The organism is Methanomassiliicoccales archaeon (assembly GCA_026394395.1).
In the GTDB taxonomy this organism is placed as follows: Archaea; Thermoplasmatota; Thermoplasmata; order Methanomassiliicoccales; family UBA472; genus UBA472.
This window is the reverse complement of record JAPKYK010000005.1, coordinates 14,964-36,663: the sequence shown is the minus strand read 5'-3', so window position 1 is coordinate 36,663 and position 21,700 is coordinate 14,964. Positions and strand designations below refer to the sequence as shown.

Genomic DNA, 21,700 nt, shown 5'->3' with positions numbered 1-21,700 from the left:
TTCTAGTTGTCCCAGGATTTCGTCAAGCAGCTGCAGTTGGCCAAACAGCTAGAGCAGAAGGCCAAGGAGGCTGCTCGCGGGCGCGAGACGGCGGAGGCCAAGATACAGGAAGCGACAGCTCTGCTGGCCAAGGTCAAGGAGATGAGCGGCGAGTCCGCGGAGACGGAGAAGATGCTCACCCTGGCCTCGCAGAGCTATTCCGACAAGGATTACAAGGAAGCGATGGCCTACGCGATGAAGAGCACGGACGCTTCGGGACGTGCCCGCAAGCAGCGCCTGCGGGACATGCTGCGGGACGCCTCCTCGCTGCTGGACAAGGTCTCCGACCTGGGGAAGGCGAACCCGGAAACGGCCGCCTCGCTGGAGCGGGCCGCCAAGGCCGTGGACAATAGCGATCTCGACAAGGCGTACGAGATGACCAAGGAGACCTGGGACCTGGCGGAGCGCAACGCCAATCGCGTCCTTTCCGATTCCTTTGGGCAGGCCCAGTCCTCCCTTCTCCTGGCGGAGAAGCTAGGTCTAAAAGTGGACAAGCAGAAGAGCGCCCTGAGCGGCTGCCGCTCGGCCCTGGAAACGGGGAACACGGTCAAGAGCGTGGAAGCCATCAAATCGTTGCTGGACGTCCTTCGCAGCCTGACCCTGGACCGCTTCGTTGATCGGGCGGCCAAGGTGGAGACGCTCTTCCTTTTACAGAAGAGGTTCCCTGTGGACGTCGCCGAGGCGCAATCCCACCTGAAAGAGGGAAGGGAGTTCATCAACCGGTCCCACGTGGAGAAGGCCTTCGATTCCCTGGACGGGTCGGAGGAGGCCTTCTCCCGCGCTTTCACCAGATCCAGCAAGGCCTGGGTGACCGACCTGGAGCAGCAGGCCGAGGTGCTCAAGTCCCACCACAAGAAGGTTGAGGTGGAGGACCTGGGGGCCCGGACCCTTAAACTGATACAGGAGGAGAAGTACGGCCAGGCCATCGACCTGCTGGACGCCGTCCAGGAGAAGGTCCGGGCGGACGAGAGGGAAGTGCTGCTGGAGAAGCTCTCCGAGGTGCAGCCCCGTTTGCGTTTGGCGCACGTGACCCAGAAGGACGTGTCCGCCGCCCTGCAGAAGATCGAGTCGTCCCGCGCCTCCCTGAAGGCCGACCGTTTCGCCGAGGCGCTGCGTTCCGTCGTCGAGGCCCAGGGGATCGTGGAGGAGCGGCTGCAGGGCTACGATGAGGTGGAGAGGGAGCTGCAGTCGGCCCAGGACCTGCGCTCGCGATGCGAGGACCAGCAGCTGACCTGCCCCGAAGGGTTGAAGGGAATGGGGGCGGCCAGACGCCTGACCCTGAAGGGCGAGTTCGGCCAGGCGGTGGACTCGCTGCAGCAGGCGCAGCGTGCTTTCAGATTGACATTGGAGAACCACTTCGCCACCGGGATCATGCGCCTGGAGATGCGGCTGGCCACGGCCATACGCATAGGCGCGGAGGTCTCCGAGGAGAACGAGCTTCTGGACGGACTAACGTCCCAGGTGCGGCAGGGGAACTTCGAGCTGGTGCACGGCTCCCTGGTCACCATCAATTCGTCGGTGGAGGAGAAGGTGGTGGCCGTGGTTCGCGAGGACGTGCGGCGGGCGGAGGAAGTGCTCTCGCATTACGCCGTATCCCCAGAGGCGGAGAAGGCCCTTATCTCTTTAAAAGAGGCCAAGGAGCGCCTGCAGAGGAAGGAGTACCAGTCGGCGCACGACCTGGTCAACTCGCTGCTGGAGGACCTGCATGCCGAGCGGCGCAAGAACCTGGACCTTACATTACAGGACGGCCGCAACCTGATGGAGATGGCCGCGTGCCTGAAGGCGGAGAGCGTGACGCTAAAAGATAAGATGCAGCGGGCCGAAGAGCTGCGGACCCTGGGCCGCCTGGACGACTCGTCCGCGCTGGCCGAGGAGGTGGTGTCCTACGGGCGCAACATCGTTTCCGCGGAGCTGGACAACCAGCTCACCGAACTGGTTCGTCAGATATCCGTCACCAGGAAGGAAGGGGTGGAGGTGGGCCAGCCGGAGCATTTGACGGAACAGGCCGGCAGCGCCCTGCGGAAGGAGGAGCTGGCCTCCGCCTTCGAGCTGACCACCAACGCCAGACATATCCTCAACGAGATCGTCGCCCAGCATCAGGCCTTGAAGGACGGCCTGCAGGAGAAGGAGACCCTGATCGAGGAGACCAAACGCTCGGGCATCGACGTGGGCGGCGCCACGGAGGCGGTGGCTCGCGCCGGGATGCACATTCGCTCCGGCAACTACGCCGAAGGCCAGAAGGAACTGGACAAGGCCGGCGCCGAACTGCGCCAGTTCGCATCGCCGCTGATACTGGACCTGAAGCTGAGGAAGATGGCCGATCTGGCCAAGCTACGGGACCGGGTGGGCTACGAGGGCTCGGAGAAGCGCTTGAAGTCGTTGGGTCCAATGGACGCCGGGAAGCTGGACGACTCACTGAACGCCTTAAGCGTCCTTAAGGAGGAATGGGAGAGGGACGCGCTTTCCGGCCTGGAGAAGGAGATGGCCTCCTGCCAGAAGGACCTGGACAAGGCCACCGCGGCCGGTTCTTTTGTGGGTCAGGTGCAGGAGCTGATGGTCAGCGGGCGCAACGCCCTGAACGAGAGGAAACTGGCGGACTGCATGCGGGCCATCGAGCTGGTACGGACGGAGCTAGGCCAGACGGCCCAGGCCGATCGCGATCTCAACGATCTGTTGGCGGCGGTGGACGACGCCGTGGAGCAATTGCGGGAGATGAAGACGGCCGTCAAGGACGTGACGGTCCTTTTGGAGCAGGCCCGGGCGCTGAAGCGCACCGGGAACGCCGCCGCGGCCGCGGAGCAAGGACGGAAGGCCTCTGAGCGGGCGGTTGCGATGGCTACAGAGAAGGTGACGGCGCTCACCAGCTTCGCCGGCGGGATGACGGCCGAGCGGGCTTCTTGGGAAGATTTACGTCCGGCGCGCAAGCTGCACGAGGACATCCAGGACGCACTAAAGAATAGGCGCTACCGGCACGCCTTCCTGTTGGCGAGATCGTTCCACGAGGAGCTGGAGCGGGTACTGCAGGACAAGGCGCAAGCCGAGGACGAGCTGCGCAAGTTCGAGGGACGGCTGCGGGAGGAGGCCAAGGCCGGCCTACGCCCGGAGTCCTTGAAGAATGGGCTGGAGAAGATCAAGGCGCTCATGGCCCAGGGTTGTTTCGTACAAGCGTTATCGGCGGTCAACGCCTCCCAGGCGGAGCTGAAGGCCTTGGCGGAGATGTACGAGGTGCGCCTGGCCGAATACAATTCGCTGCGCGAGTCGCTGAACTCTTTGGAGGTTCTGGACCCGCGCAAGGACAACATTGAGGAGCTTCTCGATCAAACGTGGTCCTCGCTGAAGGAGCTGAAGTTCGAGTCCTCCTACCTGTACCTGCGCCGGGCGCGCAACGCCCTGAGCGAGTTCCTGACGATGAGGACGAACGAGCTGGTCTGGGAGTTCAATCCCCTGCACGATCTCATAAAGCGTCTCAAGCTGCAGAAGAAGTTCGCCACGGAGATCGCGGAGATAGAAAAGACCTCCACCGACACCGTGACGCCGCGCGACCTCAATCGTCTGTCGCGCAACCTGGAACTGGTCAAGGCGGGCATGAAGGACATCTACCAGGAGCAGCGGGAGACCGTGCGGAAGAACATCGAGAAGGCGTCCCGCTCGGGCAAGCAGACCGGACGTTCCTGGGAGCTGTGGTCCGATTCAGCTTCACAAGCCCAGAAGGGCGACCTGTGGGAAGCCTTCAATTCACTGGAGGCGGCGGTGAACGCCGTCGGCCGTAAGCCCGGCGAATCGTCGGAGCAGCTGAGCAAGCAGCTTTTCGACGTACTCGAGAGAGCGAACCGCAACCGCATCCAGCTGCAGGGTACGGAGAAAGCGTACGCGGACGCCCTGTCGCTCATGAAGGAGGGCAAGAACGCCGTGGAGCAGCTTAAGAAAGCGTGCGAGATCTCGCGCAAGGAGATTCGGGCGACGTACCCGGACATCACCGCGGAACTGCAGTTCGTCGGTGCGGCGGTGGACGGAAGGCCGATGGACATCGTGGTGCACCTGCGCAACGACGGGCAGCACGAGGCGCGGAAAGTTAAGGCGTTCATCTTCGGGGACGTGGACGTGAAGGGCATGGTGGAGATCGAGACGCTGAAGGCCGGGGAGGCGACGAGCGGAAGGATAACCGTCACGCCAATGAAGCCGGGGCTGCTGACGCTGGGCATATCGGTCAAGTGCAAGCCGCTGCTGACCGACGAGGACGTCCTTTACGATAGCAAGTTCGACCTGGACGTGAAGTGAACGGTCCGGTTCGATATTCAATCATCGTTCTTGTTGAAACGCCTGTTGACAATGTCCAGCTTTTTCAAGATGATCTTCTTTTTGTGGTCGTTGAATGTTATCTCGAACTCATCGAAAGACCCAGCCCTACTTAGCAGAGGAGGCAGTTGAAGATCTCCCTTGAGGATGACCTTCACATCGACGGTCATCGTATAATGTTCATGGCCTTTTTGAACTGTCAGGTTGACCCTGGAATTGATGGAGTCGACGGTCCCGCCGATACCGTAGGATTTTTCCTTTTTGCCTGTAAGGTCCAATCCCAGGACCTCGGCCATCTCCTTAGGGATGGCCGTAGAATCTGCTCCGGAATCCAATAAGGCCAGGATTTCGAAGGACACGTCTCCGTTTGATAGGGTAATAGGAATCATCGGCCTTTTTTTCTTGACCCCTTCAGGATTGGCAACTTCCTTATATTTGAAGTCTAGACCATGGGATCACAGTATCATGGTATCGACCGATGGCACCATTGCTATGAACGGTTTTGATTTGCCGCACATCTCCTTGGCCTGGGAGTATGCGTCCTTGAACGAGCTGGAGTGCGCTACGACCTTCTCATCGCATATTGCGACCCATTGGCCGGCATATGGACTGATGTCCATGCCCATGAAGTAGTCGTAATTGCTCGTCATAATTCATCCCTGACCTCTGATTTGCGATGTTCGCTATTAAATAATGCTATTAATCGTAACGATGCAACCACGATAATGATCAGAATAGGCCGAAGCGTTCCTTAGATACGCCCATTCTCGAACCATAAAAAGTGCGGCTTGGGAAATAATTAATTATTTGAATTTATATTATAATAATACTATATTAAATTAGATAAATGGAAATGGTTTGCTACCTAGTTTGTTGTTACAGTTCCGGGTGGAACTTGTAGCCGTAGTGGATGACCCCGCCCGGCCCTTCCTCCCCCAATTTCCGGAAGGTGGAGCAAACGCGCATGCCGATCTTTACGTCCTCCACCTCGCAGTCGATTATCTGCGCCGTGAGCATGATGCCCTCGTCCAGCTTGATCATCGCTATGGCGTAGGGCTTCTGCATCTCGAACTGCGGCGGGGCGTCCTGCACCACGCTGAAGGTGTATATCTCGCCCTTGCCGCACAGCTGGATCTCCTGCATCTTGCCTATCGATTTGCGGTGGCAGACCGGGCACACGCTTCTCGGAGGGAAGGATATCTTCCCGCAGTTGCCGCACTTGGTGGCCTTGAGGTTGTAACGGGGGGAGTTCTCCCTCCAGTACCTGGCGATGGTCATCAGGCTACCCCCAGGAGATGAAGGATGACCGTGGAACCGGTGCCACCTACACTCTGAGCCAGGCCGTACTTCGCGTCGGATACCTGGCGCTTGCCGGCCTCTCCGCGCAATTGCGTCACGAGCTCCACGATCTGCGCCACGCCCGTCGCGCCGATGGGGTCGCCCCTGGCCTTCAGTCCGCCGGAGGTGTTGACCGCGACGCGTCCTCCGATCTGCGTCTGCCCGTCGACGGTCGCTTTTCCGGCTTCGCCTTTCGGGAAGAAGCCAAGGTCCTCTAAAGCGAGAATTTCAGAGATGGTGAAGTTGTCGTGCACCTCGGCCAGCTTTATCTGCGAGACGTCCACGTGCGTGCGCTTGACGATCTTGGCCATGGACAGCTTGGTGGCCAGGAACGACGTGATGGTCTCCCGGTGATGCAACGCCAGCGTATCGGAGGATTGCGAGGAGGCCAGTATCTTCACCGGAGAATCGGTGTATTTCCGAGCCGTCTCCATGGCGCAGAGAACGACGGCCGCGCCCCCGTCCGAGGTCGGCGCGCAGTCGAACATGCTCAGCGGGCTGGCCACCATGGGCGAGCGCAGCACCGCGTCCAAGGATATCTCCTTCTGGAACTGGGCTTTCGGATTAAGCGAGCCATGCTTGTGATTTTTCACGGCTACGGAGGCTATTTGTTCCCGGGTCGTTCCGAAATCGTGCATGTGCCGGCGGGCTATCATGGCGTGCAACGAGGGGAACGTGGCCCCGAAGGTGCACTCCCATTGCTGGTCCGCGGCGGAATCTTGGATGGCATTGCCTTGGGCGTCCGGTATGTCGGTCATTTTTTCAGCGCCGCCGACCACGACGATATCGTGTAGTCCGGAAGCTACGTCGAAGAAGCCCTGGCGGACGGCGAGCGCACCGGAGGCTCCGGCTGCCTCCACGCGCGTGGCCGGTATATGGTCACGAGCGAGCCCGGAATAATCGGCGATGAGCGCCGCGACATGCTCCTGATCGATGAAACGCCCGGCGGACATGTTGCCGACGTACAACGCCTCGATGTCCTCCGAGGCCACGTTGGCGTCGTAGACGGCGGCGAGTCCCGCTTGAATACCTATTTCGCGGAAGGAGAGGTCCCACAGCTCGCCGAACTTGGTCTGTCCGATGCCGATGACGGCCACTTCCCTCATCCGCTTCCCTCCTTCATCCTGATCTTGCCGCGATACTTGGCGTACGTGGCGTAGTCGATGAACTTGTTATTGTCCATCATGGACTTGACGCTGGGAGCGGCCTCCCGCTTGAAATTGCTTATCTCGTTCGTCACGGTTATGTCGAAACCGTCGGCACCGGCTCCGGAACCGTAAGCTATGGCGAAAATACGGTCGCCTGGTTTCGCCACGTCCAGTACGGCCGAGAGGCCTAGCGGAACCGCTCCAGAATAGGTGTTGCCTATGTAGGGCGTCAGCAGACCGACCTTGATCTGCTCTTCCGTAAAGCCCAATTGCTTGGCCATGCGCGAGGGGAACTTGCCGTTGGGCTGGTGGAAGATGGCATACTGATAATCGGTCGGTTTCGTTCCCGCCTTCTTCATCGTTCCCAGAGCGCAGGCCGAGACGTGCTTGAAGTAGGCCGGTTCTCCGGTGAAACGTCCGCCATGAGAGGGGTAGGGCTGCCCTTCCCGCCTCCAGAAGTCCGGGGTGTCCGTGGTGAAAGAGTAAGTGCAGTTGATCTTGGCTATGATCTTTTCCGAACCGATGAGGAAGGCGGCGCCTCCCGCCGAGGCAGAGTACTCTAAGGCGTCGCTGGGGGCGCCTTGCGAGGTGTCCGCGCCGATAGCTACGCCGTACTTGATCATGCCCGAGCCGACCAGCCCCATGCAGGTCTGTATCGCCGCCGTGCCGGCCTTGCAGGCGAACTCGTAATCGGCCACGGTGATCTCGTGGGACGCTTCGATGGCCTCGGCCACGATGCTTCCGCTCGGCTTCACCGCGTACGGATGAGATTCGGAGCCGACGTAGAGCGCGCCTATCTCCATCGGATTGACATTGCAGCGCTTCATCATGTGCCGGGCCGCGATGACGCTCATAGTTATGACGTCCTCGTCCGGGGAGGGCACGCTCTTGCTTTGTATCATGAGGTTCTTGCCCATGGCCTCGCCGTCGCTGCCCCAGACCCGTCCGATCTCTTTCGGGGCGATGCGGTAGCGTGGTATGTAGGCGCCGTAGCTTACGATCCCAACGTCCATCGGTATCACTTGTCCATTTTTTCCAAGCGTTCGACCAGCTGCGGCACGCTGACGTTGGTGCGCAGCAGGGGGATGTTCTCCAAGGTTGCGAGACGAATCGCTAGCTCGTCCACATGCTCCGGCTTCTGGTAGACGACCAGCGCCGGTTTTAAGGGGTGAGCGCGGATGGCGATCATGGGCGATCTTCCGAACTTCACGCCCGTGAAAATCAAAGCGCGTTCGGAGCTCCAGCCGTAGATCTTCAGGTAGTCCATGGAGCCCAGGGCGGTGATGGCCTTCATGGAGTCTATGATGGTGTAGCCGTGGATGTCCTTGTCCAGGGAGATGCCCTTGTTGAGTATGTCACCCTCGATGACCTTGAGGAATTCTTCCGCTTTCATGCTGCTGTGGAACTCGTGGATGGCGATGATGCAGTCTGATTTCTGTCCGATGTCGTACTTCTTGAGGATCTTGGAGCCGTTCTCCTGGTCCAGGTTGAGGAAGCCGGTGACGATCTTGCGGATGATGACGATGCCCGGTGATTTTCGTCGTCCGGACTCGTAATCGCTGATGACCGAGGGGGATATGGTGAGGTGGCGGGCCAGGTCCTGTTGGGATATGCCGAACTCTTCGCGCCACTTCCTGAGCGTCTTGCCGGGATCGGCGGAGAGGACGATCTCCCCGGCGATCTTCTCCATGAGCTGCTCGCGCATGTCCAGATGAGATTTTTCACATTATTTATAACTGTCGTATGCCGTGTACGACAGTTTTTATGGAGGTGCTGATGACGATCGTCGCCGTCGCCCATAAGATATTTAATATCGGGATGGTTTAACCGGCCTTACACGGGTCTGTGGGTTAGCTTGGTAAACTTGTAGGTTCGGGACCTATAGCCTCCGGTTCAAATCCGGACAGACCCATATTTATATTATAATACTAATTTAAATAATATTTTCATTTTATACTAATAATATAATATATATTTGAATATACAGAATCATAATTATTTGATACAATTGTCGTCTCCATATTCACCTCATAATTTTCTAAGTTGCTTTGGCCCCTCATATAATTATAATAATAATTCGACTCTGTAAATACTATTACAGAGTCATGTGACGAGGATTGGATCACCCTACCATAATAATTCTTACCTGCACAAAACGATTCTGAGAAAGATATATATGATTCTCTTGAATAAGAATGCAATGGAACAATAATACTGGTGAAAACTAATAAAAATGTGATAATTATTGGAAAAATAATCCTTAATATTTTTTGTTTATTAATTATCCATGAACGGAATAAATAAATGGAACCTCCCAAATATGCGGACGCTGCCAACGCCATTAGATTTATACTTCGACTGGTTAGCTGTTCACCTCCATTTACTAATAACATAAAGATAAGTGTAATTATTAGAAACGCCAGGGCCATGGTTAATAAAAATAATCTTTCATACCCAAATCCATAAATAATATTTTTTATTATATTTATTTTGTTTTTAATTAATGAAATATATAATTCTAAACAGATAGCAATTATAATTAATAATGCATATATAATATATCTTAACATATTTAATTGTTGAACCCACGGATAAATTAATCCACCACTCCCAATAGTGTAAGATGTAAATTGTTGAGTATAAATTGATTCTATTGAAAAAACGTTCGCAAGACTACTAATTATTCCAGGACCCATTGTTGATTGGAAAATAGTCCAACTGAACCAGAAAATAATAGTAATTAAAACCATAGATATCGAAATTACACGTTGTGATTTATTTTCTAATATCGTGTTAAATGAATAATTTAATAAAATACTACATATCATGATTACCGACAATAATATTATTCCAAAAGGGTGAGTAATCGTAAGAGCTACTAAAACAATCAGCAATGCAATTTTTGCAGAAATAGAAGGAATTAAAAATAGAAAAAGTGCTGTGAGAATTAAAATCAGGCTTATTGAAAAAGGCGTAATTGAGATTTCAATAATCAGAAGTGGTACTGCTAATGCAGCTGAATAAATTGCTGATTTTGTATGTATTTTTCGGTTGAGAAATATATACCATAAAATAATAAATAAAATAATTATTTCAGGAGATAATATAATATTTGAATATATTAATAAATCTAAATGGGTTATATTATAAATAATATTTACAAGAACATATACTGTAGGATAACTATTAGTGTAAGATATTGAAAAGGAATTTAATATATTAGGTAATATATTGATCGAGACCGTGACACCTAAAGTATCGGGAAATCTGACCAAACTACCTACAAAATAAGGAGTTCCTGTTAGTACCAGACAAAAAATTGTTAATAAAAAAATATTTGGCACTTTTCCCCCAATATCAAACCAAAAACATATCCCGATAGTAGCAGCTATAAAAATTATTAATATATATAAAAATGGATAAGATATATTTATAATCCATAATGGATCAGTGTGCCTTAAATTTTTAAATGCCTCCCAATTTAAAAGCATAAATAAAATCCAAAATGTTAGTAAGAAAAAACCGATTGAATAGACAATTTTTGACTCGTTCTTTTTCTCCATTCAATAAACCACCGGATAAATTTTCACAAATTATCTATATTTAATATACATATCAATATAATTACTCCATATAATTGAATGATAATTTAAAGATGTTAATTGATTCCCAACGATATATAGGAATTGTGTTCATTATCGATAATTATTTTTAATGAGAATGCTAGTTGGTAATAAATGATTTTTTTAATTAAATAATATCATTTCATTCGAAGCCTGCCTGAATAAGGAGAACTCCTTGTAATGTCTATCGGGACGTTGGCAAGCATTCTGCGTTTAACGCAGGGAAGCCAATGTTCCGGGGGCATTACGAACGAGCCAACCCCAGAACATAATATTTATTCGGGAGGGGATACCCAACCATGAAAGGGATCGTGTTGGCCGGCGGCAGCGGTACGAGGCTGTACCCCATGACCTCAGCCATCAACAAGCATCTGCTGCCGATATACGACAAACCGATGGTCTACTACCCGTTGTCGATCCTGATGATGGCCGGCATCCAGGACATCCTGATAATCTCCACTCCCGAGGACCTGCCCAACTTCAAGACGCTGTTCGGGAACGGTGGTCAGCTTGGCATCAGGCTCAGCTACGCGGAGCAGTTCTCGCCCGACGGCCTGGCGCAGGCGTTCATCATCGGCGAGGAGTTCATTGGAAAGGACACCGTCGCCATGATCCTGGGCGACAACCTGTTCCACGGGGCCGGGCTGATCGAACGGCTGCGGACGGCCGTAAGGAACGCCGAGAAGGGCCGGGCGACGATATTCGGCTACTACGTCAAGGACCCCGAGCGCTTCGGCGTGATGGAACTCTCCCCCGAGGGAAAGGTCCTGTCGATCGAGGAGAAGCCCAAGAATCCACGATCGAACTTTGCCGCCACCGGGCTCTACTTCTACGACAAACGGGTGATAGAGTTCGCTAAAAAGGTCAAGCCGTCCTCGCGCAACGAGCTGGAGATCACCGACCTGAACAACATGTACCTGGAGGAGGGAGCCCTGGATGCCATAACGTTAGGACGAGGATTCGTCTGGATGGACGCTGGAACGCCGCAATCGTTGGCCGAAGCCACCATCTTCATTCGTTCCGTGGAGCAGTTCCAGGACCTGAAGATCGCCTGTTTGGAAGAAATAGCCTACAACAACGGCTGGATCAGCCGGGAGCAGGTGGAGGCCTTCGCAGAAAAGAACAGCAAGAACGATTACGGTAAGTATTTGGCCACGGTATTGAAGGACCCGGTCAAGAAGCAAGGGCTGACCAGATGAGCCGGCCGACCGTTCTCCCGGAGATAATCGTCGTCGAACCGAAGGTCTTCAAAGACGGTCGAGGCTACTTCTACGAAAGTTACTCCGTTAGGAACGCGGTGCCCTATGGCATCGGCGACGTCTTCGTGCAGGACAACCATTCCTACTCGGTCAAGAAGGGCGTCATACGCGGGCTGCACTATCAGCGGCCGCCGTTCGCCCAAACCAAGCTGGTTCGCTGCACTTCCGGAAGCGTCCTGGACGTGGCCGTGGACATCCGATACGGCTCCAAGAACTACGCCAAGTGGTTCGGCATCGTTCTGAGCGCGGAGAACAAGAAGCAATTGTACATCCCGCGGGGCTTTGCCCACGGCTTCCTCACCCTGCAGGACGATTGCGAAGTTCAATACAAGGTGGACAACTTCTACAGCGCCGAGCACGACCGGGGCGTCCGTTACGACGACAAGGACATCGGCGTGGAATGGGGCGTCAGCGATCCGTTGCTGTCCGACAAGGACGCCAACGCTCCTTTCCTGAAGGACTGCAAGCACGATTTTACCTGGAGTGGTAAGCAATGAGATGCCTGGTCACCGGTGGGGCCGGTTTCATCGGCGCCAACTATGTGCGCAACCGGGTGGAGAACACCAAGGACGAGGTCTTCTGCCTGGACCTGCTGACCTACGCCGGTAATCTGGACAACCTGCGGGACATCTCGATCAAGGACAACTTCACCTTCGTCATCGGGGATATCAATGATAGGGACGCGGTCTTCGACCTGTTCCGCAGGGAGCGGTTCGACCAAGTGATTCATTTCGCCGCGGAATCGCACGTGGACCGCTCCATCGATGACCCCACCGCGTTCCTCAGGACCAACGTACTGGGGACGCAGAACCTGTTGGACGCCTGCCGCAAGTACGGCGTAAAAAGGTTCCACCAGGTCTCCACCGACGAGGTGTACGGGGACCTGCCCCTGGATAAAAAGGAAATGAAGTTCAGCGAGGACAGCCCCATTCGACCGTCCAGCCCCTATTCCGCCAGCAAGGCCTCGGCCGACCTGCTGTGCCAGGCGTACCACCGGACGTATGGAATGCCCATCACTATCTCCCGCTGCTCCAACAACTACGGACCCTATCAGTTCCCGGAAAAGCTCATCCCCCGGATGATCGTGCTGGCGTTGAAGGACCAGAAGCTCCCCGTCTACGGAAAAGGGGAGAACGTGCGGGACTGGTTGCATGTCTCCGACCACTGTAGCGCCATCGACGTCATATTGAGCAAGGGCAAGGAGGGCGAGGTCTATAACGTCGGCGGCAACTGCGAGAAGCGCAACCTCGACATCGTGAAAATCATCCTGAAGCAGCTGGGGAAGGGCGAGGACCTGATCACCTTCGTTCAGGACCGCAAGGGCCACGATTTACGTTACGCTATAGACAATGGGAAGATCAAGAAGGAACTGGGATGGAGGCCGGCCGTCAAGTTCGAGAAGGGCATCAAGGACACCATCGAATGGTACGTGAAGAACGAGGGATGGCTGGAAAGGATAGAGAGCGGGGAGTACCTGCCGAGCTCGTGATTGGTACGGAAAGGTTCGCTCACCGTCAGGTTTAATAACAGCATCTCTTACCTGGTCTACCGGGATCGGGAGAGCCCGCAGTGACGTCATCGGGACGTTGGCAAGCTTATTCGCGCTCTGCGCGGAATGTCAACGTTCCGGGGCGTTACGAATTATATTGCGTTTTTAACAATACCCTCAGCCCATCCAAATTGATTATTAAGGCGCTGGTGTTTATGAACGTTGATGCTGAGCTCCCGTAGGTCCCGAATATTCTTCGTCATTGTAATCGCAGCGCTCCTTATCGCCTCGACCACGTTCGGCTATTGGCTGGGTCAGAACGATGAGCGGGAAGAGGACGCCGAGCTCACTGTGCGCTTCCTCAACATCGGCCACGGCCTCTCCATCCTGATCACCACGCCGGACGACAAGAACATCCTGATCGACGCCGGCAGCTTCGATAACTTCACCTCCACTGTCGACTTCCTGCAGCAGCTGGAGGTGCCCCGGATCGACGCCTTCATCATCACCCACCCGCACCCCGACCACGTGTCGTTCGCCGTAGACGTTCTGCAGCAGTACGATGTCCTGGCGATCTACATGCCGGGGAACGCTGACGACCTGGACCCGGAAGGCTGGTCGGCGGTGATGAACGCCACGGCCGCGGAGGGCTGCCCGGTGTACAACGACACGACCATCGATCCGGGCGACTACCTGGACCTTTCCGACGACGTCACGTTCCAGGTCATGTGGATCGACGCCAATGCCACCCTCATCAACGACAGCTGCATCGTGCTGAGGATGGACTACAAGGGGACCAGCTTCCTCTTCACCGCCGACATCGAAACGGCGGCGGAGTCGGCCATGATGGACCTTGGTCTGGACCTGGACATCGACATTCTCCAAGTGGCGCACCACGGGGTCGATTCCGGTACGTCCGAGGAGTTCCTGAACGCTTCCACCCCCGAGGTGGCCATAATATCCTGCGGCCAGGGCTACGGGATCCCGGAGGTGCCGCAGCCGGGGGTGGTCGCCCGGTTGAGCGGGATACCGATCTACACCACCATGTTCAACAGTATGGTAGTGGTCGAGGTAGGCGAGGATTATTCAATATTCTATGAATGATGGGGCGTTCCGAAGAACTGCTGATTTCGGGAAAAGCAGATTCATTGAGTCCTATCTCGTTTCAATCGGTTCCTTGTTCAAAGGAAAAATCGTTTCGGGCCATAGTAATGATATATCCCAGATAATGTTTCCCCATCGCAATGGAACCGAACGAACAGAAGCCAGTACTGGACATCACCGTGTTCATTCTCTCGTACAATCGCCCGCAGTATCTTAGGGAGATGCTTTCGAGCGTGTTGTCCCAGACTGCCCTGCCCGAGGAGATCGTCATTCTGGACAATGGGAGTGACAATGATACCAGGAAGGCGGTGGAGGACCTTATCGGCGGGAGGGTGAGATGGATGGGGGCCGATCGTAATCATCAGTCTTTCTGGAACTTTCAAAGGGCCTTTAGCATGAGCGAGAGAAAATACTTCACCATACTCCACGACGATGATCGGCTTCTTCCTGAGTTCCTAAAGACTACCGTCGGGGCCTTGGAGGCCGATGACGGACTGATCGCCATTACCACCAACGGGTACCGGATTGACGACCAAGGCGCACGAATGAGCTTAAAATACGTTCCGAACGAATCCTTGAAATCGACCACCTTCCACAACAGCAAGGAAGCGGCCGTGCAATATTCGAACAGTTTTATTCCATTCCCGAACGTGGTCTACCGGAATGGTTTTCCTCAGAAGGTGGCCAGGAAAGAGGAATATGGAAAAATATGGGACGGTATATTCCTAATTGACTTGGCGGACCAGGGAAAGATAACCTTACTTAACGAGCTTATTTTCGAATATCGGATCCATCAGAATCAGGATTCAGTCTCTTTCCCGGAGGATTGCTATCAGAAGAAGGATGACTACATTTTATCGAAGATGGTATCGAATGAAGATTATCGAACTACGTTGAAAAAAATCCAGCGGAGACAATCCCAGCGTTTTATCGGACGCATGATGATCGCATTCATTAAAAAACGAGACCCCAGAGCATTTTTCAATGAGAATTCAAGATTGGAGAACAAATATCTGACGGCTCGATTCGTTATATTTTATTTAATATTCGAACAGCTCGATTATATGCGACAGAAAATAATCCCCAGGTGAATATTAGACTATGGGAAAATGGGTACGGATAGAGCCAATTTATGACTGGGGGGCATTCAATCCGATGAATGGAGTTGGTTCTAATGCCTGATAATAATAACTTGATTGGATCTCATGGCTCATTTATTAAGTAGCCACTTCAATGTTCCCTCATCGATCCGGTCCATGCCCAGCTTCTTCCGCAGATATTTCTGGTCGCCCACCACGGATGGATATTCATCGGGCACGCCCATCCGCTTGAACCGGACCGGCGAACCTTTCTCAGCCAGGACCTCGGCCACCGCGCTCCCCAGCCCGCCGATGATGTTGTGCTCCTCTAAGGTGACGATGGACGTCCGCTTCTTGACCAGTGATCCGATCAGGTCCGCGTCGAGGGGCTTGATGGTGTGCATGGAGACCAGCCCCGCGTCGACGCCCTGCCCCCTCAGACCCGTCACCATGTCGTAGGCCAGCTTGAGGGTGTTGCTGGTGGAGATTATCACCAGATCGCTCCCGTCCAGCACCGTGATGGCCTTTCCAATGCGCACATTGGTGTCGGGGGAGTGGACGTTCGGCTCCCCGGACTTCCCCAGGCGGATATACATGGGACCGGGCCAGTCGTAGCTGCCCTCGATTATCCCTTGGGCCTCGATGGGGTCTCCGGGAGCGCAAACCGTCATATTGGGCAAAGCTCTCATGATGGCCATGTCCTCCAGGGCGAAGTGGGATGCCCCCTGCGCCCCGTAGGTGAAGCCGGCCCCAACTCCCACGATCCTGATGGGCAGGTTCATCCAGGCCGCGTTGACCCGCACCTGCTCGAAGCACCGCATGGTGACGAAGGGGATTATGCTGTAGACGTAGGGCATTATACCGGTTAGGGCAAGCCCTCCGGCCAAGCTGATGGAGTTTTGCTCGGCCACCCCGCAGTTGAGGTAACGGCGCGGATATCTCGCCGCGAACTCGTCCAGGACTGAGTACCCCATGTCCGGGGTGATCAGGAAGATGCGGTCGTCCGTGGCCGCCCTCTCGGTGAGGCTGGAGATGAAGGCCTTCCTCATTCCTGGTCCCCCCCCAGCTCCTTAAGTGCGATCTCCATCTCCTTATCGTTGGGGACCTTGTAGTGCCACTCCAGCCGGTCTTCCATAAAGGAGACGCCTTTACCCTTGACCGTGCGCGCCAGAACCACGTGGGGACCGTCCGTCCTTTCCTTGAAAGCGGATTCCAAGGCATCGCAGTCGTGGCCGTCCACCTGGGTCACGTGCCAGTTGAAGGCCTTCCAACGCTCGGCGAAGTTCTTCTGCTCTACTATGACGTTGGTCCTGCCGCAGGCCTGCCAGCCGTTCATGTCCACGATGGCCACGAGATTGTCGGTCTTCAGGGTGGAGGCTAGCATGACCGCCTCCCAGATGGAGCCTTCCTCGCATTCCCCGTCGCTGAGGAGCACGAACACGCGCCCGCCGTTCCCGTGCAACTTCTTGCCTATGGACACGCCCAGGCCGAGGGACAGCCCCATCCCCAGGCTTCCGCCGGAGGTCTCCACCCCGGGCACCTGGTCCCTTTCCAGATGGCCGGTCAACCGACCTTCGTTCTGGGAGTAGGTTTCCAGCCAGGCGGGGGGGAAGAACCCCCTCTCCGCCAAGGTGGAATACAGGGCCACGCTGCTGTGGGCTTTGGAAAGGATGAAGAAGTCTCGATTTGGATCCTTGGGATTGGCCGGGTCGATCTTCATCGACCGGAAATAGAGCGTGTAGAGGATGTCGGCGGCCGACAGGCACGAGCCGACGTGCGACGTGCCCGAACGGTTGACCATCCGAATGATGTTCCGTTTGATGTTCGTAAGGTGGATTCTCGCACTCTCCCCAGATCGCATTTATCGTACCTTCGACTCGTTCTATTTATCCTTAAATCCGTCAGATCAGGTCGGAGGTGACAATGATTGTGGCCGCTTTCATTAGTGTGACCTTATTAAAGGATTTCTATATCTTTTATCGAGATACTGACCTAAGCCAGCTTTCAAATAACCATTGCTTGATCGTATTAAAAAATGACGCTCAAACCGTTTCACACGGAGTGCTGTGAGGTCGTCTCCCGAATGTGCCTGACCACCTTGCCGATCGCCTGTTCCACTCCTACCTCTGGTACAAACACATTCCGCATCCTGTCTACGTCCGGCACGTAACGGGGGGGCAGCTTCGTGGCATCGTCCCTCCCTTTGATAATGACATCTACTCCACCTATGGCCTTGGCCACCATGTCGGCCAGTTTCTTGATCGACACCTCCGGGCCATCGTTACCGGCGTTCAGCGTTTGATTTTTGGCGCGGACCAGACATTTCAGGAGCATGATGGCGAAATCGGACTCGTAACAGAACGCTCTTACAGGTCTGCCGTCACCGGAGATGGTGATCCTTTTATCCCGAAACCCGCAGGTCAGGAAGTCCGGAACGGCGAAGCTGGAAGTGAGGTCCTGGTTCGGACCGATGAAGCTGAACCCCCGCAATATCGTGTAGGGAATGCCGGACGACAGCAGCATGAGCTCCGCACAGCGCTTGGCCTCCCCATAGCAGGAATCCATGCGGTTGATGTCCGGCGCCCCGGGATAGTCCTCTGGAATCCGTTTTAGCTCGGGCGGTTGCACGCCGTAGACGGCCCCGCTGCTTATGAAAATGAACTTTTTCAGCTGGTTCTTCTGACCTAACGATACGGCCTTCTGCATGAGAGTGCAGATGTCTGTCATTGTTCTGAGCGGTGAGGCATTGTTCACCCGCGGGTCGCAGGGGGAGGCGGCGTGGATGATGTAGTCGACACGATGGGGGTAGTGCTCCATCTCATCCATCGGAACGATGTCGACGTCGGGTGCGAGCCGGCCGCCGAACACCTCTTTTACTTTTACTGGCTCACGGCTGATGAGCACCAGCTTGATGTTCTGACCATTTTTAATTGACAGAAGGAGCGATTCGGTGAGCTCCCGAGCCAGAAAACCGGTGGACCCGGTGATCAGGACGGTCGATCCGTTCAGCGATCCTATCTCCTTTTGGCATTTGGCCACGATGTTGCCGATGTCCTCTTTCACCACCGAGCTCAATTGAGAATTCGGAACTTCGGGCACCTTATCACATCCTGAAGAACGCCTTGACTTGTTCCGCGGAATAGCGGACCATCTCTTCGTTCAATCCTTGGTGCACCCCGATCCAGAAGCAATCGTTCATGATCCGGTCGGTGTTGGTCATCTTCCCGACCACCCGGCGATGTACGCCCTTCATGCAAGGCTGCTTGAGCAAGTTGCCTCCGAACAATAGCCTGGTACCGACCTTATTCTCGTCCAGGTGCACTTGTATGTCACGGCGCTTACCGTCCCTTACCAATAAGGGCATACCGAACCAGGACGGTTCCGAACGGGAATCCCATTCCGGGAGGGTTATCTGGCGCACGTCCTGAAGGAGGTCGTACATCAGACGGAAGTTCTTCTCCCGGGTTGATATGAATCCGTCCAGGTGGTCGAGCTGCGCCACGCCTATCGCTGCCTGCATATCGGTCATCTTCAGATTGTATCCCATGCGGCTGTAGACGTATTTGTGATCGTAACCGAACGGCAGCTCGCCGAACTGCTGGTTGAACCGCTTTCCGCAGCGGTTGTCCTTCCCTGGCTCGCAGGTGCAGTCCCGGCCCCAGTCTCGCAGGGATATCATAATTTTGGCCAATTCATCGGAATTAGTGGCCACTGCGCCTCCCTCCCCGGTGGTGATGTGGTGCGCCGGGTAGAAGCTGAAGGTGGATATGTCCCCGAACGTCCCCACCCTTTTTCCGTCGAACTTCGAACCGAGGGCGTCGCAGCAATCCTCGATCAGCCACAGATCGTTCTCCTGGGCGAACCTGGTCACCACCTCGATGTCGAAAGGGTTCCCCAGAGTATGCGCCAAAATGATGCCCCTGGTCTTGGGCGATAAAGCCTTCTCCAGAGCGTCGACGTCCACATTGTACGACGGTAGCGACACGTCCACGAAGACCGGCACCAGCCCGTTCTGCAAGATCGGTGCGACGGTGGTGGGGAAGCCGGCGGCCAGGGTGATGACCTCGTCCCCTGGTCTCAGCGCCTCGTCTCCGAGCGAGGGCGATGCCAATGCCGAAACGGCAATGAGGTTAGCGGAAGAGCCGGAGTTGACGGTGGCCAGGTGCTTCACGCCCACGAATGACTTTAACCCTTTTTCGAACGCGGAATTGAAACGGTCGGCGGTCAGCCAGAAGTCCAGAGAGGATGATAAAAGCATGCTCATGTCCGTCTCGTCGAAGAGCTTTCCGGAAACGGGTACGGGGTCCAGGCCGGGACGGAACGCTCCCTTGCGGTGCACTTCCTCACAGTATTCCCTGCCTAAAGATAGGATATCTTGGCGAATCTTCTCCGCCTTCTCGGTGCGGTCGAGCTTCTGGTTCCTCTCCAACTTTTTTATTTCCTTGTTCATCAAGAGAGCTCCCAAAAGGCCTCGATCTGCCTGTTCGTAATGTCGAACACATTCTTCCCTTCAGACCAGGCCTTGTACCAATCCACGGTGAACCCGATCGCCTTGTCTAGGCCCAATCGGGGATGCCAGCCCAAAGAGGATTTGGCCTTGGAACAGTCCAGGCGGAGCATCTTGCTCTCGTGGTAGTTCTCGTTCGGGACCACTTCGATGGGAACGGTCTTCCCCCAGGCGGCCATCATCATCTCTGCCACCTGCCGTACCGTAGGCATCCGGTCCCCGTCGGGACCGAAGTTCCAGGCGTCCGGCGTGCTGTCGTCCCCTTCTAGCATCCTGTTCGCCAGGGTGAGGTAGCCTTGGAGCGGGTCCAGAACATGCTGCCACGGCCGTACGGAATCAGGGTTCCTGAGGACCAGCGGTTCTCCTCTCGTCAGACAACCCACGATGTCCGGGACTATGCGCTTTTCGGCCCAGTCCCCGCCGCCGATGACGTTGCCGGCGCGGACCGAGGCCACTTTAGGGCCGTCCTTGAAGAAGGAGTGCCGGTAGCTGGATATGACGAACTCCGCCGCCCCCTTGCTGGCGCTGTAGGGGTCTCTACCCCCCAGGCGGTCGCTCTCCTTGTAACCGTAATCCGTTTCCAGGTTCTCGTAGCACTTGTCGGAGGTGATGCATATGCATGCCCGCACCGATCCGCAGGTGCGCACGGCCTCCAGCACGTTGGCCGTTCCCATCACGTTCACATCGAACGTTTCGATGGGTTCCAGGTACGAACGTATCACCAGGGGCTGGGCGGCCAAGTGGAACACCACTTCCGGTTCCTCCACCTTCATCACCTTTTTCAGATGGTCGAGTTCGCACACGTCTCCGATGACGTTTTTACACCTTTCTTCCAACCCTGTCTCCACGAAGAAGGAGGGGGCGGAGGGGGGTTCCAGGGAGTATCCGAGCGGTTCCGCTCCCAGCTGGAGCAGCATGGACGTCAGCCAACCGCCCTTGAAGCCAGTGTGACCGGTCACCAGCACTTTTTTGGAGCGCAGATTGGAAAGGGAGTTCATGAGGATCAATCTCACCATATCTTCCAGGGGGCGTTGCCCTTGTTCCACGTGTCGTTCAGCAGGTTTTTTTCTCTCATGGTGTCCATGGCCTGCCAGAACCCATAGTGCTTGTAGCTCATGAGCTGTTTTTCTTTGGCCAACTGTTCTAGAGGAGCACGTTCCCAGATGCAGCTGTCCCCATCGATGTAATCCAGGACGTCATTTTTAAGCACGAAGAAGCCGGCGTTCACCCAGGAACCGTCCCCATGGGGCTTTTCCACGAAATTCATGACCGAATCATCGGCACCGAAATCGATGATCCCGAAGCGCTCTGGGGGCATGACGGAGGTCAAAGTGGCCTTGCGCCCGTGCCGATGGTGGAACTCCATCAGACGATTGATGTCGATATCGGCCACACCGTCTCCGTAGGTGAGCATGAACTCGTCGCCGTCGATGAACCGCTCCACCCTTTTGATCCTCCCACCGGTCATGGTATTGTCGCCGGTGTCTACCAGGGTGATCTTCCAGGGCTCGCATTCGCTGTCGTGCACCTTCACCTTGTTGTTCTGGAGATCGATGGTCAGGTTGGAGTTATAACGGAAATAATTGGCGAAATACTCCTTGATTATGTAACCCTTGTATCCCAAGCAGATGACGAAATCGTTGTACCCGAACTTGGAATATATCTTCATTATGTGCCAGAGGATCGGCTTTCCCCCGATCTCCACCATTGGCTTCGGTCTGATGGCCGATTCCTCACCAATCCTAGTGCCCAATCCCCCAGCGAGTATCACTACCTTCATGGAAGTCCCGACGGTATCAGGCAGTGCGATGATATCAC

At 55.0% G+C, this 21,700-nt stretch carries 19 protein-coding genes and 1 tRNA gene; 7 read left to right on the top strand and 13 right to left on the bottom strand.

All coding sequences use genetic code 11. The annotated features are described in order from the left end of the window. Nucleotides 1-6 precede the first annotated feature (6 nt). Nucleotides 7-4,317 (top strand): hypothetical protein, encoded by a 4,311-nt coding sequence (locus NT131_07200; protein MCX6651422.1) that lies wholly within the window; start codon nucleotides 7-9, stop codon nucleotides 4,315-4,317. A gap of 17 nt (nucleotides 4,318-4,334) precedes the next feature. On the opposite strand, the gene NT131_07195 is transcribed toward NT131_07200, so the two are convergent. The 6 genes from NT131_07195 to NT131_07170 form a co-directional block, all read right to left on the bottom strand. After that, nucleotides 4,335-4,694 carry an aspartyl protease family protein gene (locus NT131_07195; GenBank protein ID MCX6651421.1) on the bottom strand — a complete coding sequence of 120 codons (360 nt, stop codon included), beginning with the start codon at nucleotides 4,692-4,694 and terminating at the stop codon, nucleotides 4,335-4,337. 96 nt (nucleotides 4,695-4,790) lie between these two features. After that, nucleotides 4,791-4,985, bottom strand: coding sequence for a DUF5678 domain-containing protein (locus tag NT131_07190; GenBank protein ID MCX6651420.1), 195 nt, complete (start codon nucleotides 4,983-4,985; stop codon nucleotides 4,791-4,793). Nucleotides 4,986-5,211: 226 nt separating this feature from the next. Next, nucleotides 5,212-5,613, bottom strand: coding sequence for a Zn-ribbon domain-containing OB-fold protein (locus NT131_07185; protein ID MCX6651419.1), 402 nt, complete (start codon nucleotides 5,611-5,613; stop codon nucleotides 5,212-5,214). Beyond that, a complete protein-coding gene (locus NT131_07180) occupies nucleotides 5,613-6,779 on the bottom strand; it encodes a thiolase domain-containing protein (protein ID MCX6651418.1) in 1,167 nt (388 codons plus the stop codon). The genes NT131_07185 and NT131_07180 overlap by 1 nt, the downstream gene beginning before the upstream one ends. Beyond that, nucleotides 6,776-7,834, bottom strand: coding sequence for a hydroxymethylglutaryl-CoA synthase (locus tag NT131_07175; protein ID MCX6651417.1), 1,059 nt, complete (start codon nucleotides 7,832-7,834; stop codon nucleotides 6,776-6,778). The genes NT131_07180 and NT131_07175 overlap by 4 nt, the downstream gene beginning before the upstream one ends. Nucleotides 7,835-7,839: 5 nt before the next feature. Then, on the bottom strand, nucleotides 7,840-8,526 hold the full coding sequence (locus NT131_07170; protein ID MCX6651416.1) for a helix-turn-helix domain-containing protein: 687 nt from the start codon (nucleotides 8,524-8,526) through the stop codon (nucleotides 7,840-7,842). Between the two features lie 134 nt (nucleotides 8,527-8,660). On the opposite strand from NT131_07170, the gene NT131_07165 reads away from it, so the two are divergent. Beyond that, a tRNA-Pro gene (locus tag NT131_07165) sits at nucleotides 8,661-8,733 on the top strand. Between the two features lie 34 nt (nucleotides 8,734-8,767). Here NT131_07165 and NT131_07160 read toward each other — a convergent pair. Further along, nucleotides 8,768-10,384 carry a hypothetical protein gene (locus NT131_07160; GenBank protein ID MCX6651415.1) on the bottom strand — a complete coding sequence of 539 codons (1,617 nt, stop codon included), beginning with the start codon at nucleotides 10,382-10,384 and terminating at the stop codon, nucleotides 8,768-8,770. Nucleotides 10,385-10,743: 359 nt separating this feature from the next. Here NT131_07160 and rfbA point away from each other — a divergent pair, with 359 nt between their 5' ends. The 5 genes from rfbA to NT131_07135 all read left to right on the top strand — a co-directional run bounded on the left by rfbA (nucleotide 10,744) and on the right by NT131_07135 (nucleotide 15,387). Further along, nucleotides 10,744-11,643: a glucose-1-phosphate thymidylyltransferase RfbA gene (rfbA, locus tag NT131_07155; protein MCX6651414.1), complete on the top strand. Its 900-nt coding sequence runs from the start codon at nucleotides 10,744-10,746 to the stop codon at nucleotides 11,641-11,643. Beyond that, a complete protein-coding gene (rfbC, locus tag NT131_07150) occupies nucleotides 11,640-12,200 on the top strand; it encodes a dTDP-4-dehydrorhamnose 3,5-epimerase (protein MCX6651413.1) in 561 nt (186 codons plus the stop codon). Before rfbA ends, rfbC begins: the two co-directional genes overlap by 4 nt. Next, nucleotides 12,197-13,192 (top strand): dTDP-glucose 4,6-dehydratase, encoded by a 996-nt coding sequence (gene rfbB / locus NT131_07145; protein MCX6651412.1) that lies wholly within the window; start codon nucleotides 12,197-12,199, stop codon nucleotides 13,190-13,192. The genes rfbC and rfbB overlap by 4 nt, the downstream gene beginning before the upstream one ends. 225 nt (nucleotides 13,193-13,417) lie before the next feature. Then, a complete protein-coding gene (locus NT131_07140; protein MCX6651411.1) occupies nucleotides 13,418-14,296 on the top strand; it encodes an MBL fold metallo-hydrolase in 879 nt (292 codons plus the stop codon). Between the two features lie 140 nt (nucleotides 14,297-14,436). Beyond that, nucleotides 14,437-15,387: a glycosyltransferase family 2 protein gene (locus NT131_07135; protein MCX6651410.1), complete on the top strand. Its 951-nt coding sequence runs from the start codon at nucleotides 14,437-14,439 to the stop codon at nucleotides 15,385-15,387. Nucleotides 15,388-15,506: 119 nt separating this feature from the next. Here the strand turns inward: NT131_07135 and NT131_07130 are convergent, their stop codons facing one another. The 6 genes from NT131_07130 to rfbF form a co-directional block, all read right to left on the bottom strand. Beyond that, nucleotides 15,507-16,424 (bottom strand): hypothetical protein, encoded by a 918-nt coding sequence (locus NT131_07130; GenBank protein MCX6651409.1) that lies wholly within the window; start codon nucleotides 16,422-16,424, stop codon nucleotides 15,507-15,509. Then, complete coding sequence (locus NT131_07125; GenBank protein ID MCX6651408.1) at nucleotides 16,421-17,236, bottom strand: transketolase; 816 nt, start codon at nucleotides 17,234-17,236, stop codon at nucleotides 16,421-16,423. The genes NT131_07130 and NT131_07125 overlap by 4 nt, the downstream gene beginning before the upstream one ends. 191 nt (nucleotides 17,237-17,427) lie before the next feature. Further along, complete coding sequence (locus NT131_07120; GenBank protein ID MCX6651407.1) at nucleotides 17,428-18,474, bottom strand: NAD(P)-dependent oxidoreductase; 1,047 nt, start codon at nucleotides 18,472-18,474, stop codon at nucleotides 17,428-17,430. Nucleotides 18,475-18,478: 4 nt separating this feature from the next. After that, nucleotides 18,479-19,825 (bottom strand): lipopolysaccharide biosynthesis protein RfbH, encoded by a 1,347-nt coding sequence (gene rfbH / locus NT131_07115; GenBank protein ID MCX6651406.1) that lies wholly within the window; start codon nucleotides 19,823-19,825, stop codon nucleotides 18,479-18,481. Then, the gene (gene rfbG, locus NT131_07110; GenBank protein ID MCX6651405.1) at nucleotides 19,825-20,880 is read right to left on the bottom strand and encodes a CDP-glucose 4,6-dehydratase; all 1,056 of its coding nucleotides are present in this window, start codon (nucleotides 20,878-20,880) and stop codon (nucleotides 19,825-19,827) included. The genes rfbH and rfbG overlap by 1 nt, the downstream gene beginning before the upstream one ends. An 11-nt stretch (nucleotides 20,881-20,891) precedes the next feature. Next, nucleotides 20,892-21,662, bottom strand: coding sequence for a glucose-1-phosphate cytidylyltransferase (gene rfbF / locus NT131_07105; protein MCX6651404.1), 771 nt, complete (start codon nucleotides 21,660-21,662; stop codon nucleotides 20,892-20,894). Nucleotides 21,663-21,700: the final 38 nt, after the last annotated feature.